Genomic DNA, 15,672 nt, shown 5'->3' with positions numbered 1-15,672 from the left:
TCCAGTCCGTTACCGGGCCAGCATCGCCGCGTGAGCCAAGGTCGGCATGTGCGTCAGCATCGATGTCGTCGGGACCATCGCGGCCTGGGCCGCCGCGCTGACGACCACGGCCGCCGTCGCCGACCAGGGCAGCCCGACGCGGGCCTCGGACAGCAGCCGGTCCGGCAGCTCCGTGGCGAGCGGGACGATGGCGAGGAACTCGTCCGCGCGGGCCAACTCGATCTCCTGCGCCGACATGCCCACGAACACATGCGCGAAGCCCTGCTCGATGGCATCGAGCGCCGCTTCCGTCGCGCGGCGCCAGCGCTTCACCGCGGCGACGTCGGCGCGGGACGCGGACTCCGGCACCGGCCAGCGAGGATCGCCACCGGTCACCGCCTGCGCCGCCTGGAACGCGTCGACCACGCCGGCCGGGCCGCCCAGCCGGGCGTCCAGCACCTGGCTCGCGATCATGCGCGCCAGTTCGTGCTGGTGGTACGGGACCATGATCCTCTCGAGAATGACTTCGTAACGTCGCATGACGGCTCCTTCGGGCGGGTGTTTCTGCAAATGGAGGAGTGAGAATACTGGATGGAAAACCAGTATTCAATCGCCATTCGAGGGACAACTGCCAGGCGCTGACAGCAGCGCCCACCGAGGCACGCGCGCATCGGTGGGCGCGACCGGACCGGTCAGAACTGCCAGAGCCCTTGCACGCGCCAGCCGGTGTCGTGACTCGCGCCGGTTTCTGCGTGCGACAGATGCACGGAGAGCGACAGGCGCGGACGCGGCATCACGGTCAGACCGAGATCGGCCAGAACACCGGTGCCGGCACCGGAGGCGGCACGGGTGCCGAAACTGTCCGTCCCGGACAGGCTGACCTGCCGGGACACCGTCGCGGCGCCATCGACATGCTGGACGGCGGCCGTGCCCTGCAGGCGCCAGCCGGCGCCCAGGCCGTACTGCGTGTCGGTGCGCCAGTGCAGGCCGGCCATGCCGAAGGAGCGCGCATCGTGCGCGCCTGCGCCGCTCAGGGCGGTGGCGTCGTCGCCGCGCTCCGTGAAGCCGCCGGTCCGGGTGACGAAACGACCCACCTGAAGGAAGGGCTCGATGTGACCGAAGGGGAGGTCACCAGGCAGGCCGACTTCGATGAAGGCTTCCGCATGGTGTGCGTGCTCGTCGGCGCTCAGCGATGCACGGTGGTTGCCGATCACGATGTCCCGTTCGGTGTGGATGCGCGATTGCGCATAGGACAGCGCGCCGCGCAGGCTGAAGACATGCCAATGGGTGGCGCCGTACAGCGAGAGCAGGGCGGATCGGACCGCCACACGGCCCTGGTCATCGGTGGCCAGCGACTGGCGATCGGCACCGACGGCCACGCCGAGGCGGAGGTCCCGGCCGCGCAGCAGGTCGATGCCGGCCAGCCCGCCCTGGCCGTCCCCCGGGTCGAACTCATCTGCTCGGCGGCCAGCGTGCTGCGCTGCTGGAAGACCGTGACCCAAAGGCCGCTTCCATCGTCGAGCTCGCCGCGCGGCATGAGCGCCTCGCGCAGGTGCCGTCCCAATGCCAGGCGCTGCTGGGCCGCGCCGAGCGAGGGCGCGTTGAGCGCGGTCGCCTGCGTGGCGCCGGCCAGTGCTTCCAGCGAAGGCGCGACGTCGTCGTTCGGCAGCTTCACGATGAGACCCGCGGCCGGCGCCTTGTCCTCACGCGGCGCCAGCGCCTCGCCGACCTGCTGCTGATTCGGCGTCTGGGCCAGTTCCCCGATCGAGGTCTGGTTGCGTTTCATCGTCACGATGACGTCCTGCGAACCGTACTCGAGCGTCGGTGTCAGGAAGGCCAGGTTGGTGTCCACCGCAGCAAAGCGCCCCGTCACCTGTCCCGCGCGCAGCAGGTCGAGGCGTGTTTCGGGAGCCCAATCGCCATGCGCCGCATCGACATGGAGCAGCGCGCCTTGCAAGCCCAGCCTGCCGCCGACCACCAGCGCCGGCTGGCGGCTGGCGGTGTCCGCGGCGGCGAGGACGCGGGCACCCGGATCCAGCTGGAGATCGCCCTGGATGCGCAGCGCCGCGCTGGCCGACTTCAGCTGCAAGGTCGACTCCTTGGACAGATGGGCGCTGCCCTCGATCGTGCCGTTGCCTTGCAAGCGGGCGCCAGCGGCGATGTCCACGTTGCCGTGCAGCAGCGCACTGCCGTCCCCCGCAGCACCGACGATCAGGCCGCCGGTGCGGACGCTGAGCAGGCCGAGGCTCTGCGAACCTTCCAGCGTCAGGTCGCCAGGACCGGACTTCACGAGTTGGCCGGTGCCGCTCAGACGGCTGTCCAGCAGGCTGTCGCGGGGGACGTCGAGCTCGAGCACGGCGTTGTTGACGATCGCGCCGGTGCCCAGCCGATCCAGGTCGGCGCGGATCGTGCCGGCCTCGATGCGCAGCGGGCCGCTGCTCGTGTTGGCGCCGCTCAGCGTCAGGACGCCATCGCCCTGCTTGATGACGGTGCCGCCGCCGGACATGTCGTTGAGCAGTTCGCCATCGACGGTCTGATTCACCACCAGGGTGGCGTCGTTGCGGATCGCGCCACTGCCCAGGCTGTCGCTGCGGCCCACCAGGACGCCGCCGGTGATCGTCGTGCCGCCGCGGTAGGTGTTGGCGCCCGTCAGCGTCTGCGTGCCCGTTCCGGTCTTCACCAGCGCGCCGCTGCCGGTGAGGGTTCCTGCGAAAGCGTGATCGCCGGCAAGGTCCAGCGTCAACGCTTGCGAACCCAGTTGGACGGTGCTGGAGGACAGCGCGCCGTCGAGCCCGCCAAGCCGTTGCGGTCGACCTGCGGCGGCGAGGTCCAGGCTGGTGCCCGCGCCGTCGAACGCGACCACGCTGCCCAGGGGCAGACTGCCGCCTGCCAGCGCCAAGGTCCCGGTGACGATGCGTGTACCGCCGGCGTAGCCGTTGTCCTGGCTGGACAGGCTGATCGTCCCTTGGCCGCCGGCGTCGATGGCGATCCCACCGGCTCCACCGATCGGGACCGACAGGTCGCGTGCGGCACCGGTCGCGCCGCCCGGCGCGGCGAGCATCAATTCGTGATCTGCCAGGACGGAAATCCCGAGCAGCCGGCTGGTCAGGTAGAGGCCGTCGCGGTTCGCGCCCGCTGACAGGCCATACCGCGTTGCCGTGGTGGCGACGCGTTGACCGTTCTGGACGATCTCGCCGTCGGTGCTTGCCCCGACGGTCTGGCCGTCGCCCCCCGTCAGACGGAGTCCGGCGGCATCGCCGACCAGTTGTCCGCCGGGTGCGGTACGGGCCAGCAACTGCGCGACGCCGTCGTCGCGCGCCAGCAGCGATCCCATCGACTCCGCCGTCTTCGCGCCGTGCAGATCCATGTCGACCTGGATCGTGCCCGTCCCTGACAGATCCAATGTCCGGTTGAGCTGCAGCGGGCGCAGCGTCGAGGCATCGTCCGTGGCGACCGGCGTGAATCGGATCGTCCCGCCGTTCAATCGGAGTCCACCGATCGAGCCGGTGTCGCCGTCCGCGATGAGCCGGCCGCCGGTGCTCAGCCGCAGCGTCGCGGCGGACAGCGACTCGCTTCCCGGCCCCGACAGGGCGAGGCTGGCGTTGGACAGGTCCAGGGTGCCGGTGAAGGCGAGGGCGGTCGCTGGCGGGGCGCTCATCGTCAGCAGGCGTTGCGTGCCGCCGAGGTCCACGGCCACGAGGCCGTCGCCGCCGATGTGGCGCAATGGCGTGTCGGCGGACAGTCCCAGGGCGATCTGGCCGAGGCCGCTGACGGTGACGGCGCCCGGACCCAGGTGCTGCTGGTCGCTGGCGACGATGCGTCCGTCGAGGACGGACAGGTCCCCGGTGTTGCCCAGCGCCTGACGCAGCGTCAGCTGGCCGGCGCCGGTCTTCTCGACGCGGCCCGAACCGCTGACGGTGTTGTCCAGCTCCGCATCGCTCGCCTGGCTGAAGCGGAGGAGGCCGTTGTCCACGATGTCGCCGCTGCCGAAGCTGCCGGCCGAACCGACCAGCGTGCCCGCCTCGATCCTCGTTCCGCCGGCATAGGTGTTGGCTGCGCTGAGCGTCAGTGCTCCCGCCCCTCGCTTGGTGACGGTACCGGCACCGGAGATGGCATTGGACAAGGTGGCGTCGGCGGCCTGCTCCAGGATCAGGGCCGCATCATTGCGGATCTGGCCGGTGCCGAAGCTCGTGGCCGACCCCCCAGGGTGCCCGCGGCGATTGTCGTGCCGCCAGCGTAGCTGTTGGCGCCGCTCATCGTGAGCGCTCCGGCACCGCGCTTGGTGAGGGCGCCGTTGCCTGCAACGGCGTTTGCAAGCGTGGCATCCGTGGCCTGGTCCACGATCAGCGTGGCGTCGTTGCGGATGGCGCCGGTGCCGAAACTCGCGCTCGAACCGATGAGCGTTCCGGCGGCGACGGTGGTGCCGCCAACGTAGGTGTTGGCGCTGCTCAGCGAAAGCGATCCGGTTCCCTGTTTGCTGACGCTGCCGGTGCCGTCGATGCGGTTGGACATCGCGGCATCCGTCGTCTGGTTGACGATCAGTGCGGCGTTGTCGTGGATGGCGCCGCTGCCGAAGCTCGCAGCTGATCCCCTCAAGGCGCCTTCGCTGATCGTCGTGTCGCCGACGTAGGTGTTGGCATCGCCCAAGGTCAGCATTCCGCTGCCTCGCTTGGTGAGTGTGCCGCTGCCGGAGACGATGTTGGACAGCATGGCGTCGGTGGCCTGATCCACGATCAGCGCCGCGTCATTGCGGAGGGCGCCGACCCCGAAGCTGCCCGCCGAACCGATCAGCGTCCCGGCGCTGATCGTCGTGCCGCCTCCATACGTGTTGGCACCGCTCATCGTGAGTGCGCCGGCGCCCTGCTTGGTGACGGTGCCGCTGCCTGCAATGGCGTGGGCCATCGTGCCGTCGGACGTCTGGTTCAGGACCAGCGCAGCGTTGTCGACGATGGTGCCGGAGCCGAAGCTGGTCGACGAACCCACCACGGTGCCGGCGCTGATGGTCGTGCCGCCGGCGTAGGTGTTGACGCCGCTCAGTGTCAGGGTGCCCGCGCCCTGTTTGGTCAGCGAGCCGCTGCCCGAGATGGCGTTGCCGAAGGTGGCGGAGGCCGTCTGGTTCAGGACCAGCGCGGCGTTGTCGATGATGTCACCGGAGCCGAAGCTGGTGGACGAGCCCGCCAGGGTTCCGGCGCTGATCGTCGTCCCTCCGGCGTAGGTGTTGGCGCCGCCGAGCGTCAGGGTGCCCGTGCCCTGCTTGGTCAAGGAACCGCTGCCGGAGATGGCGTTGGCCATCGTGCCGGCGGCAGCCTGGTTCATGACCAGCGCGGCGTTGTCGACGATCGCACCGGTGCCGAAGCTGCCGGACGAGCCGACGAGGCTGCCCGTGCTGATGGTCGTGCCGCCGGTGTAGGTGTTGGTGCCCGCCAATGTCAGCGAACCGGTTCCCTGCTTTGTCAACCTGCCGGTGCCCGAGACCGTGCCGGCGAAATTCTGGCTGGATGCATCACCCACGAGCAGCGCGCCCGATCCCGTCCTCAGGGAGGAGCCGGCGACACCACCGAGGTCGGCAATGGTGGCGGTGTGCGCGGAAGCCGACAGGTCCAGCGTCGCGCCGGCGTTGTTCAACTGGACGGCGCCGGCCGTCAGGGTGCCGCTGCCGCCGACGGCCAGGGTGCCGCCGTTGACCTGGAAGGTACCCCCGAGTTGGGCATTGCCGTTGAGCGTGAGTTGCCTGGCCCCGTCCTTGATCAAGGTGCCGGAGCCGGTCAGCGCCTGGGTGAGTGTGCCGTCGGCGCTCGGGTTGAGGCGCAGGGTGCCATCGTCGCGGATGGCGCCCGTGCCCAGCGAGACGAGCTGCGCCTGGACTTCTCCTGCCTGGATGTTGAGCCCGCCGCTGAAAGTGTTGGTGCCGGACAGGACGAGCGTCCCGGCACTGGCCTTCGTGAGGCTGCCGGCGCCCGTGATGGGGCCGCTGTAGCTGATCGGCTGCGTGGCAGTGCTGATGGTCGCCGAGCCGTCCAGCAGCAGCCAGTTGTTCATGGCGCCGATCGGGTTGTCCGCGGAAATCGTGGCCGTGGCCCCGTTTCCCACCCAGATGGCGCCGTCGATGACGGCGCCTGTCTGGATGCGCAGGGCATTGGTGCCGCCCGTCCAGTGGATCGCGGACCCGCGTTCGCCGGCGTCGGCGTTGGCGCCGCCGGCCCCGCCGTTGCCACCGCGGATGACGCCGGCATTGATGATCGTGAGGGACGCGCCCTCCACGCCATGCCCCCCGCCGCCGCCGCCGGTCGAACCCGATCCCGCGGCACCTGTGGCGCCGGCCCCGCCGGCCCCACCCACGATCAGCCCGAGGTTGGTCAGCGTGCCGCCGGCGGTCATGACGATGCCATCACCTCCGCCGCCAGCGCCACCCTTGCTGCAGCCGGTACAGCCCGGGCGACCGGCGTCGCCGTTGCCGCCCTGGCCGCCGGACAGCGTGACGCCGGCGTCGACGGTGATGTGGCGAGTGCCGTTCACGAATCCCCCGGCACCGCCGCCGCCCCCCGGCGTGCCGTGAAAGGGGTTGCCGCCCGCGTTCTGGCGAGCGGTGGCGCCGGAGACGCCGTTTCCGCCTTGCCGGGTCGTCGACAGGGTGAGATCCGCATTGATGGTTTGACCGACGTTCCCCCCGACCGCCGTGGTCCCGGAACCACCAGTGCCATTGCCACCGACGCCGTTGCTCGCGGCACGCCTCGTGGCGCCGGCGCGCGCTGCACCGCCTTGTCCACCACCATTGCCACCCTCGCCGCCTGTGGCGGTGTAGCCGCCACCACCGGTGCCGGGCTTGACGCCGTCCGTCGCCGAGGCACGGGCGGTGTCCACGGCGGCCAGGGACACGGCCAGGGCGGTGATCGCCAGCGCCACCTGCGTGACGTTGATCTCCACGGCGGGGCGGCGCTTGAATCGGCAGGTGGCGGCAGGCATGTCGGAACTCCAGAATGAACGAAGGGGCGCATCGTCGAAGCCGGAGCGATCGGTGGCGATCATTCATCGATGTCAAAAGTGCGCATCGATTCCCTAAGGCTTGCTATTCCGGGGAGTTCCATTGATGGATCTGTCGACACCTTCACGTGTGCGGTGACTTCCCAGGCTCGGCGGTGCCGGTGGCAGTCACGCGATGACAACGAAAAAGGCCTCGCGAACATCGCGAGGCCTTGAACGAGCCGGAATGCTTCCGGCTCGGTGGGGCGGGTGCGCCTGCCCCGGTTACTTCAGGCCGGCGCCCATCGCCTTGGACAGCGACGCCGTCGGATCGTCGCCCGAGAACTCCCAGAAGAACGCGCCGCCGAAGCCCTTGGACTTCACGTAGGCCATCTTGATGGCGATCGTGGCCGGCGTGTCGAAGCTCCAGAAGGTCGAGCCGTTGTAGATCCACTGCGCCTTGCTGACGTCGTCGACCCGGCTGGTGTAGCCCTGCAGGTTCTTCAGGACCTTGTAGTCCTCGTTGCCCGCCTCGTAGGTGCCCGGAGCGGGGGTGCCGCTCTGGTACAGGCCGTTGTTGACGTTGGGGACGTTGGTCCAGCCGCGGCCGTAGAAGCCGATGCCGACGTTCAGCTTCGAGGCCGGGACACCCTTGTCCAGGAAGGCCTGCATCGCGTCGTTGGTGTTGTACTTCTTCACGTCACCCGTCGACGGATCGTTGGCCGGCGCGTACAGCGCCGAGTGGAACCCGGTGATCGTGTCCCAACCGCCGTGGAAGTCGTACGTCATCACGTTGATGAAGTTCAGGTACGGATGGATCTTGTCCGGGTCGTACGACCGCACCTTGTCCACGCCGGCGCCCGAGGCGATCGACAGCAGCAGGCCCGGACGCACCGCGTCGAGCTGCTTGCGGAACTCGGCCAGCAGGCCGGTGAAGTTCTCGCGATCCTCGGCCGTGCCGCAGGCCAGGCCGCAGGCGTTCGGGTACTCCCAGTCGAGGTCGATGCCGTCGAACACGCCGGCCGCCGCGCCCGTGCCGCCCGCGCCGTCCGTCACCGGCACGTTGCCCTTGATGTAGGCGTCCACGCAGCTCTTGACGAAGTTCACCCGGTTCTCCGGACGCGCGGCGCTCGAGAAGCCGCGCGACCAGGTCCAGCCGCCCAGCGAGATCAGCACCTTGATCTTCGGGTACTTGGCCTTGAGCTTCTTCAGCTGGTTCCAGCTGCCGCGCAGCGGCTGGTCCCAGGTGTCGGCCACGCCGTCGACGCTCAGGTCGGCGCCGTAGGACTTGCCGTAGTCGGCGAAGGCGTCGCCGCCTTCACCGGTGGACTCGTTGCTCGGGATGATCTTGCCGACTTCGCAGACGTTGTTGCGGACGTTGCCGAACGCATAGTTGATGTGCGTCAGGTTGGCCGCCGAGCCGCTGGTGTCGATGTTCTTCACATGGTAGTTGCGGCCGTAGATGCCCCACTGCGCGAAGTAGCCCAGCAGCACCTTGTCGCCGGCGGTCTGCGTGTCGGTCTTGACCGTGATCGGCGCCGACGGCTGCGAGGTGCCGGCCTGGTTGAAGGCCGAGACCGTGAACGTGTAGTTCGTGTTGGCTGTCAGGTTGGTGACGCTGGCGCTGGTGGCCGCGCCCTGCGCGACCTGGGTCGAGCCTTGGTTGACGCGGTACTGCACCGTGCAGTTCGGGCCGGCGGCGACGGCGTTCCAGGCCAGGTTGACGCTGGTGGCGCTCTTGGACGGCGAGGTCAGGCCGGACGGCGTGGCCGGCGCCGAGGCGCAGGTGCCGTTGCTGGCCGTGCTGGTCAGCAGCGTGCTGCTCAGGCCGGAGACGTTGCCCGCCTTGTCCTTGGCGCGGACCTGGTAGCTGTAGGACGTGCCCGCCGACAGGCCGGAGTCCGTGTAGCTGGTGGCGGTGGGCGAGGCGATCAGCGAGCCGCCGCGCAGCAGCTCGTAGTTGTTGACGCCGCTGCCGGCGTCGGTCGAGGCGCCCCAGCTCAGCGAGATGCTGCTGCTGGTGCTGCCGCTGGCGGTGAGGCCCGAAGGCACGGTGGGCGGCGTGGTGTCGGTGCCGCCGCCGGTGCAGGCGCCCAGCGACTTCCACACGTCCCACTGGCCGGAGTGGGTGGAGGGCGCTTCGTTCTGCGTCCACCACTTGGCCTGGTAGGCGATGTTGCCCTGCTTGGCGAAGCTGTTGGAGGTGCCGGTGTAGGTGGCGGACGCCGACCACTCGGGCACGTTGGTGCAGTCGTAGGCGTGCGCGGTGCCCGCGGCCATTGCTGCTGCCAGGGCGATTCCGCCGAGGCGGACCATCTGTCTCTTCATGTCGAACTCCTGTGGGTCAAAGGGTGGTGGTGGGGAGGTTCTTGGTGGCCGCGCGCATCAGCGCGCCGCGGAGGTCTTGGCCGCCGGGGCGGCGGCGGCAGCGGGTACGGCGCCGCGGCGCGCTTCCTGCGCCAGCGCGTAGCTGCGGCCGTTCACGGTGACGGTCCAGTTGCTGGGCATCGTCGACGGCAGGAAGTAGTTGATCGTCAGCGTCACGCTGGCGCCGGGGGCCAGGCTTTGCCACGAGGGCAGCTTGAAGCTGGCGCGATGGAAGTCGTTCTTCAGCCCGCCGACGTTGTTGCCCGCGGCGTTCGAGCCGTTGCTGATCACCGTCAGCCCGAAGCCGCTCTGGTCCGTCACGGTCGACGGGATCGCGGTGGGGACGTCGAACTGGAACTCCGTGCCGCCCGGCAGCGTCGTCGTGCTGTTGTTGGTCAGCGTGAGCTTGGGCGTGATCGGGTAGTTGCTGTCGCCCAGCGCGAAGCCGCCCAGTGCGTAGCCGATGTCCAGCGTCTCCGCCGGCAGCGACGCCGAGGTGAGGCGGTTGCCGTAGGCCGGCGCGGTCTTCAGCTTGTTGTAGAGCGTGTTCGTCAGCGTGTTGCCGATGAAGTACTCGTTGCGGGCCGTGTCGAAGGCGTAGTCGCCGGCGAACTCCCAGAACATCACGCCGCCGATGCCGCGATCGGCCACGTACTGCGCCTTCACGCCCAGCGACTGGTCGTCCTCGGTGCTGATGAAGACCTTCTTCTGCGCGTTCCACAGCCACGGCGAGACCAGCGTCGCGTCGTAATTGCGGACGTAGGTGCCGGTCAGTTGATCAGCCGGGTTGGTCGCCGGATTCAGGCCGTAGGCGGCGAGGTAGCTGCCCGCGCGGCCCGAGGCGAGGTTCATCGCGTGCCACATCGGGTTGGAGCCCGCGGGGACTTCCTTGCTGGAGACGTCGAGGTCGTGCCAGAGGTTGTCGATGCCGACCGCGCCGTTGCCGCACTTCTGCACGGTGCCGCCGCCGGTGCCGGCGGGACACTTGCTCTGGTCGGGCAGCGCGGCCTGGCCCCACAGGCCGTTGGTGCCGCCCGTCACGCCCTGCCAGCCGCGGGTGTAGTACGGCACGCCGATGTTGATGCGGCCCGCCGGCATCGCGCCGCGGAAGTAGTGGTACGCCCAGTCGGTGTTGAGGTAGCCGATGCGCGCGTACTGCGTGGCGGTGTAGTAGCTCCATGCGGTGAGCTCGGCGTCCTTGCCGTCGTCGTACAGCGCCGCGTTCGGGCCGACGAACTGGTTCCACGCCCCGTGCAGGTCGTAGCTCATGATGTTCACGTAGTCCAGGTACTGGGTGACCTGGAAGGCTTCCATCCCGCGCAGCAGGTAGGCGGAGGAGGGCGCCGCGATCGTGAGCAGGTAGTGGCGGGCGTCGGCCTGGCTGGCCGTGTCCAGCTTCGCGCGCAGGGCGCGCATCAGCACGACGTAGTTCTTCATCAGCGCGCCGCGGCGGGCGTTGCTGATGGCGAAGTCCACCGGGTTGCCGGCGTTGTTCATGCTGGTCGGGTACTCGTAGTCGATGTCGACGCCGTCGAACCCGTACTGCCGCAGGAAGGCCACCGCCGAATCGGCGAACGCGTTGATGCCGGCCGTGTTGGTCGAGCCGTCCGCGTTCGTCGTCATCGTGTAGAAGCCGCCCGTCTCGGCCCAGCCGCCGACCGAGATCAGCGTCTTGACGTTGGGGTACTGCTTCTTGAACTTGTTGAGCAGGTTGAAGTGGCCCTTGTAGGCGTAGGCCGGGTCCATCTCCGCGCCCGCGATGCCGGGCCAGGTCAGGCCGGTGGCGGGATTGGCCGCGTCGGCGGTGTTGCCGACCGAGAGCTTGTTGGCCGCGTCCACATGCGCGAACGCGTAGTTGATGTGCGTGACCTGACCCCATGGGATCTGGTGCGCGAGGAAGGCGGGCTGGCCGGTCTTGCCGGTGCGCCAGCTGGTGAAGTAGCCGATGATGCGGCGCGGCTTGTCGGCGCCCATCTTCTCGCGGCCCTGGTCGTCGTAGACCTTGCAGTAGGCGGGCGCGGTGCCGGCGGTGGTCGTCAGGCCTTCAGGGCGGCAGCGCTCGTCGCCGGTGACCTGGCCCCGCACGGTGATGCGCAGCGCGGCGGTGTCGGTCGTCGCGCCCTTGTCGTCGGTGGCGCGGGCGGTGATGTCGGCGACGCCGGCGCGTGCGGTCCAGCTCACGCTGAAGGGGGCGGTGGTGTCCTCGGCGACCAGCGCGCCGTTGACATAGAAGCCGACCTTGGCGACGGTGCCGTCGCTGTCCGCGGCGGTCGCGGCCAGCGTCACCGTGTCGCCCGCGGTGGGCGAGGTGCCCGCGGTCGGCGAACTCAGCGCGACGGTCGGCGGCTTGTTCGTGCCGCCGCCACCGCCGCCGCCACCGCCGTCGCAGGCGCCCAGCACCTTCCACACGTCCCACTGCCCGGCGTTCGTCGCCGGCGGGTTGTTCTGCGTCCACCACTTCGCCTGGTAGGCGGTATTGGTCTGCTTGACGATCGCGTTGCCGCCGTACGCCGTCGCGGCGTTCCAGTCGGCGACGCCGGTGCAGTCGTAGGCCATCGCCGAGCTGCCGGCGAAGGCCAGCACCATCGGCATCAGCCACGGCAGCATCGGGTGGGGTCGGGCGCAGGGACGTTGTCTCATCGGGGGGCTCCTGACGTGGGGTCGGTGTTGTCGTTGTCTGCGGAAACTTCGGGATGAGCGCCGCCGCGCCGGGCGACTGCGGACGCAGTGCGGCGGGAACGCTCAAGGCTCGGGAAGAAAAAGCGCCGGTCGGTTCAGCCGGCGAAGGCGGCGGCCGCTCGGGCCCGGCCGCCGGAGACCTGGGTCATGCCGGCCACTCGGGCGCGGCGGGACGGATCAGCGGTGCCGCGGCCGGGACGAATCCGGCGGCGGCGCGGTCGGCGGTACGGAGAAAGGCGCGTGCGGACATGGCAGTCACTCCTTGCTGGTCGACGTGCGGTCCGCGGGCTGCTCCCCGGCGGACGGCGTGCGGTTTGCAACCGCGGCGTCTAGGAGACCAATACCGCTGCTGATCTCATAGTGGTATGCAATGTAGATACCACTGGCGACCGAATCATTCAGGTTAACCCTTGGAGGCGGGGTAACGTGTCGTAATGATGTCGTCGATGACGTGTATGGGCGTCAATTGATGCAAATGGAAGGGAAAACCGGTACGACCGGTGAGCGGTTGCGTAAAAACCAGTGTGGGACCAATTCTTGCCGTGCGCGGTCTCCCGACCGGGCGTCAATGACGGGACACGGGAAGAAGACGTGAAGGGTCGTGAGGGGGCCGGCGGGCTGGAGATCAGCGCTCGACGCGTGACCATTGCCCGTCGCGCAGCAGCTCGTGCGGCAGGAAGCGGGCCTTGTAGGCCATCTTGTCGCTCTGCGCGATCCAGTAGCCGAGGTAGAGATTCGGGAGGCTCAGGTCGCGGGTCTGGCGCAGTTGCCACAGCACGTTGTAGGTGCCGTAGCTGACATTGGCCTCGGGCTCGTAGAAGGTGTAGACCGCCGACAGTCCGTCGCCCAGGATGTCCAGGATGGAAACCATCTTCAGCGCGCCGTCGGGTTCGCGGAACTCCACCAGCCGCGAGTTGACCCGGCTCTGCAGCAGGAACTGGGTGTACTGGTCGACGCTGTCGTGGTCCATGCCGCCGCCGCTGTGGCGACCGGCCTGGTAGCGCAGGTAGAGCTGGTAGTGCTCGTCGCTGTAGCCCAGCCGCATGACGCGCGCCTGCAGCGCCTGGTGCTGCGTCCAGGCGCGGCGCTGGCTGCGGTTGGGATGGAAGTCCGCCACCGGGATGCGCATCGGCACGCAGGCCTTGCAGCCGTCGCAGTAGGGACGGTACGTGAACATGCCGCTGCGCCGGAAGCCGGCGGCGACCAGGCTCGAATACGCGTCGGCGTGGATCAGATGGCTGGGCGTGGCGACCTGCGAGCGCGCCTGGCGGTCGCTCAGGTAGCTGCAGGGGTAGGGCGCAGTCGCGTAGAACTGCAGCTCGGCCAGCGGGAGTTCCTTGGGGTGCGTCACGGGCTCAGGGCTCGGTGGCTCAGGGCGGGTCGTTCAGGGAGTCGTTCGGAGCGTCGCTCAGGCCCAGGTGGGCCCACAGGCGCGGATGATAGGTCCAATCCCCGGGCGACGGCAGGCCGGTGTGCGCGGCGAGATGCGCTTCGAACACCTCGCGGTCGACCGGCGCCGCGCCCAGCGAGGCCAGGTGCGAGGTCTGCTGCTGGCAGTCGATCCAGGGGATGTCGAACTCGCGGCACAGGCAGATCAACGCGGCCAGGGCGATCTTGGACGCGTCGGTCCTGCGCATGAACATCGACTCGCCGAAGAACATCCGGCCGAGGTTGACGCCGTACAGCCCGCCGGCGAGTTCGCCGTCCATCCAGGTCTCGACCGAGTGCACCGTGCCTTCGCTCGCGAGCCGCAGGTAGGCCTGCTGCATCTCCGGCACGATCCAGGTGCCGTCCTGGCCGTCGCGCGAGGTGCTGGCGCAGGCCTTGAGCACGGTCTCGGCGGCGTGGTCGACACGGATCTCGCAGCCCGGTGTGCGGATGAACTTCGCCACCGTCTTGCGCAGCGAGCGCGACAGCTTGAAGTCCGCCGTCTGGAGCACCATGCGCGGGTCCGTCGTCCACCAGAGGATGGGCTGGCCCTCGCCGTACCAGGGGAAGATCCCCCGGGCGTACGCCGCCCGAAGGCGTGCCGGTCTCAGGTCGCCGCCGGCGGCGAGCAGCCCCGGAGCGTCGCTGCGCGGCCCCAGCGCGTGGCGGGTCGGCGGGAAGTCCAGAGAGTCATCGTCGAGCCAGGGGATCATCCGCTTCATGGTAGCGTGCCGCCTTCCTTCCACGCCCGCCGGCGACCCCCTCGTTCCCATGATCACCCTCTACGGCATCCCCAACTGCGACACCGTCAAGCGCGCCCGCGCCTGGCTCGACGGACAGGGCCTCGCGTACCAGTTCCACGACTACAAGAAGCAGGGCGTGCCCGCGGCGAAGCTGCCGCAGTGGATGGCCGAACTCGGCTGGGACAAGGTGCTGAACCGCGCGGGCACGACCTGGCGCAAGCTGGACGACGGCGCCAAGGCCGGCGTCACCGACGCCGCCAGCGCCGCGGCGCTGATGGTCGAGCAACCCAGCGTGATCAAGCGCCCGGTCGTCGAGTGGGACGACGGCCGCCTGAGCCTGGGTTTCTCGCCCGAGCTGTTCGCTTCCCACGCCCAACGCTGACCGGAGGCCCGCCATGTTCACCGGCATCGTCCAAGGCATCGCGCAGGTCGCGGCCATCACCGACAAGGAAGGCCTGCGCAGCTTCACGCTCGCCTTCCCACAGGGCTTCTGCGAGGAACTCGAGATCGGCGCGTCCGTCGCCTGCGACGGCGTCTGCCTGACGGTCACCGCCCTGAAGGGCGACCACGAGGCGGACTTCGACGTGATGCTCCAGAGCCTGAACCTCACGGCGCTGGGACAGCTCGGCGTCGGCGGCCGGCTCAACGTCGAGCGCGCCGCGAAGGAGGGCGCCGAGATCGGCGGCCATCCGCTGTCGGGTCACGTCGACTTCATGGCGCGGGTCGAATCCATCCGGCGCCCGGCCAACAACCACGTGATCCGCATCGCCGTCCCGGCGCCGTGGATGCGCTACATCTTCGCCAAGGGCTACATCGCCGTGAACGGCGCCAGCCTGACGGTGGCCGAGGCCGGCCGCCACGCCGACGGCTCGGGCTGGTTCGAGGTCTGGCTGATCCCCGAGACGCTGCGCATGACCACCTTCGCCGACAAGGGCGAAGGCGCGCCGCTGCACATCGAGATCGAGCGCCAGACGCAGGTGATGGTGGACACCGTCCGCGATGCGGTGGCCGAGAAGATCGGTGCGTTGATGCCGGCGCTGAAGCTGTTCGCGCAGGAACGGGGTCTGGACCTGGACCTCGGCGCGGACTGAGCCTACAGGACCCGATCCGCGAAGCCGGATCCGCGAGGCTGGACGGGCCGGGAGGTCCGCGTCCGGCCCTCGGGGCATAGCCGATGACCCCGGATTTGCCATCCCTACAACACCAGATGACCTAAGTCATCGCCGCGCCGGGCGTGGCCCGCGCGCGGAGTCACTTCCGGCACCCCGGAAGGCGCCTCGGATCGCGGCTCGCGACCGCGCGCCGCGCGTGCCGCCCCGATGGCATCGGCCATCGCGCTGTTCTCCCGCAACCCGCGCCGATCCTCGCGATCCGGGGGGCGGGTGTTGCCGTTCGGCGTCCGTTAGCGCGAAATCGTGCGGCCTGTGGAACAGGCAGGGGGCCGACGGGCGTCGATGCGGGTTCCCCCGTCCCGGTTCCGGGGAATCCACCACGATGGGGGCCTCGCTTTTTCAAA

Annotated in this window: 9 protein-coding genes and 1 pseudogene; 2 read left to right on the top strand and 8 right to left on the bottom strand. The window is 69.4% G+C overall.

The window, feature by feature from the left end; translation table 11 throughout:
• Positions 1-9: 9 nt before the first annotated feature.
• From ACQ859_RS23010 to aat, 8 genes and pseudogenes are all read right to left on the bottom strand, one after another.
• On the bottom strand, positions 10-486 hold the full coding sequence (locus ACQ859_RS23010) for a hypothetical protein (protein ID WP_431262928.1): 477 nt from the start codon (positions 484-486) through the stop codon (positions 10-12).
• A gap of 185 nt (positions 487-671) precedes the next feature.
• A complete protein-coding gene (locus ACQ859_RS23005) occupies positions 672-1,481 on the bottom strand; it encodes an autotransporter outer membrane beta-barrel domain-containing protein (protein ID WP_431262927.1) in 810 nt (269 codons plus the stop codon).
• Positions 1,482-2,389: 908 nt separating this feature from the next.
• Positions 2,390-4,102 (bottom strand): annotated as a pseudogene (locus tag ACQ859_RS23000) (autotransporter-associated beta strand repeat-containing protein); the annotation flags it as partial.
• A gap of 26 nt (positions 4,103-4,128) precedes the next feature.
• Positions 4,129-7,005, bottom strand: coding sequence for an autotransporter-associated beta strand repeat-containing protein (locus ACQ859_RS22995; RefSeq protein ID WP_431262926.1), 2,877 nt, complete (start codon positions 7,003-7,005; stop codon positions 4,129-4,131).
• A 219-nt stretch (positions 7,006-7,224) separates the two neighbouring features.
• Positions 7,225-9,267 (bottom strand): glycosyl hydrolase family 18 protein, encoded by a 2,043-nt coding sequence (locus ACQ859_RS22990; RefSeq protein ID WP_431262925.1) that lies wholly within the window; start codon positions 9,265-9,267, stop codon positions 7,225-7,227.
• 57 nt (positions 9,268-9,324) lie between these two features.
• Positions 9,325-11,946: a chitinase C-terminal domain-containing protein gene (locus ACQ859_RS22985; RefSeq protein WP_431262924.1), complete on the bottom strand. Its 2,622-nt coding sequence runs from the start codon at positions 11,944-11,946 to the stop codon at positions 9,325-9,327.
• Between the two features lie 664 nt (positions 11,947-12,610).
• Complete coding sequence (locus ACQ859_RS22980) at positions 12,611-13,336, bottom strand: arginyltransferase (protein WP_431262923.1); 726 nt, start codon at positions 13,334-13,336, stop codon at positions 12,611-12,613.
• Between the two features lie 19 nt (positions 13,337-13,355).
• On the bottom strand, positions 13,356-14,126 hold the full coding sequence (gene aat / locus ACQ859_RS22975; RefSeq protein ID WP_431266633.1) for a leucyl/phenylalanyl-tRNA--protein transferase: 771 nt from the start codon (positions 14,124-14,126) through the stop codon (positions 13,356-13,358).
• A 58-nt stretch (positions 14,127-14,184) separates the two neighbouring features.
• Here aat and ACQ859_RS22970 point away from each other — a divergent pair, with 58 nt between their 5' ends.
• A complete protein-coding gene (locus ACQ859_RS22970; protein ID WP_431262922.1) occupies positions 14,185-14,538 on the top strand; it encodes an ArsC family reductase in 354 nt (117 codons plus the stop codon).
• Positions 14,539-14,551: 13 nt separating this feature from the next.
• On the top strand, positions 14,552-15,247 hold the full coding sequence (locus tag ACQ859_RS22965) for a riboflavin synthase subunit alpha (protein WP_431262921.1): 696 nt from the start codon (positions 14,552-14,554) through the stop codon (positions 15,245-15,247).
• Positions 15,248-15,672 lie beyond the last annotated feature (425 nt).

It is taken from the genome of Roseateles chitinivorans (assembly GCF_050632235.1).
GTDB classification, from domain to species: Bacteria; Pseudomonadota; Gammaproteobacteria; order Burkholderiales; family Burkholderiaceae_C; genus Roseateles; species Roseateles chitinivorans_A.
Note: the sequence above shows the minus strand (reverse complement) of the source record. Positions and strands in the feature narration are given on the sequence as shown.

Coding starts and splice junctions, on each gene's coding strand:
- ACQ859_RS22985 (WP_431262924.1), bottom strand. CDS start 11,946: ATGAGACAACGTCCCTGCGCCCGACCCCACCCGATGCTGCCGTGGCTG.
- ACQ859_RS22990 (WP_431262925.1), bottom strand. CDS start 9,267: ATGAAGAGACAGATGGTCCGCCTCGGCGGAATCGCCCTGGCAGCAGCA.
- ACQ859_RS22995 (WP_431262926.1), bottom strand. CDS start 7,005: ATGATCGCCACCGATCGCTCCGGCTTCGACGATGCGCCCCTTCGTTCA.
- ACQ859_RS23010 (WP_431262928.1), bottom strand. CDS start 486: ATGGTCCCGTACCACCAGCACGAACTGGCGCGCATGATCGCGAGCCAG.
- ACQ859_RS22970 (WP_431262922.1), top strand. CDS start 14,185: ATGATCACCCTCTACGGCATCCCCAACTGCGACACCGTCAAGCGCGCC.
- ACQ859_RS22965 (WP_431262921.1), top strand. CDS start 14,552: ATGTTCACCGGCATCGTCCAAGGCATCGCGCAGGTCGCGGCCATCACC.
- aat (WP_431266633.1), bottom strand. CDS start 14,126: ATGATCCCCTGGCTCGACGATGACTCTCTGGACTTCCCGCCGACCCGC.